Source organism: Cupriavidus sp. WS (assembly GCF_000395345.1).
Taxonomy (GTDB): Bacteria; Pseudomonadota; Gammaproteobacteria; order Burkholderiales; family Burkholderiaceae; genus Cupriavidus; species Cupriavidus basilensis_B.
Genome location: NZ_AQPL01000475.1, coordinates 1 through 822 on the forward strand (window position 1 = coordinate 1; position 822 = coordinate 822).

1 protein-coding gene is annotated in these 822 nt (G+C 71.9%); it reads right to left on the reverse strand.

Annotated features, from left to right (window positions below):
- Window positions 1-50 precede the first annotated feature (50 nt).
- Window positions 51-822: polysaccharide deacetylase family protein (locus tag K206_RS39880; protein ID WP_020206357.1), on the reverse strand; the 772-nt coding region annotated here is incomplete at its 5' end.

The following is an 822-nucleotide window of genomic DNA, read 5'->3' on the forward strand; positions in this document are numbered from 1 at the left end:
GAACAGCGTCGCCTCGACCTGGCCGACCCAGGCATTGAAGGTGTCCAGCATCACGGCCTCCCCGCACCCCCGGCCGCGACCGTGGCCGCCTGCGCGCGGAACCACTCGCGGTAGGCCGGATGCTCGCGCAGCGTGGCGAAGCAGAAGCCCTTGCGCTCCAGGCCGCTGATGAGCGGCTCGAGCACGGCCGGCGCCCACGGATCCTTGCGCGACCAGATGCCGAGGTGCGCCATCGTGATGTCGCCGTCGCGCAGGTCGCGCAGCGCGCGCGCCAGCAGCGCCTTGTTCGGGAAGCGCTCGGACGACAGCTCGTCGCCGAGGAAACCGGCCGGCGCCCAGCCCACATGCTTGAAGCCGCACTGCTCGGCCCATTGCAGCGTCTGCGGCGCGGTATGGCCGCCCGGCGCGCGCCACAGCGGCGACATGGTGGCGCCGCTCAGGCTATGCAGCGCCTGCGCGCTGCGCTTGAGTTCGGCGCAGAAGCCTTGCTGGTCCATCGCCACGTCCTGCCCGGCCTGCGCGCCGAACTGCGGGCGCATCGTCACCTTGCCGTCGCGCGTGCCGCGCAGGTAGACGTGGTCGAAGGTATGGCTGCCGAACACGTGGCCGTCCGCCGCCAGCGTCTTCCAGTACGGCGCCCAGCCCGGGTCGAGCGAGCTGTCCTTGTTGACGGTGGGCTCGTTGGCGAGGAAGAAGGTGGCTTTGATGTGGTGGCGGCGCAGCGTGTCGGCGATCAGCGCGGCCTGGCTCATGCTGCCGGTGTCGAAGGTCAGGTAGAGCGTGCCGGCGCGGCACGACTGCGCGCCGGCACCGGCGGCGGCG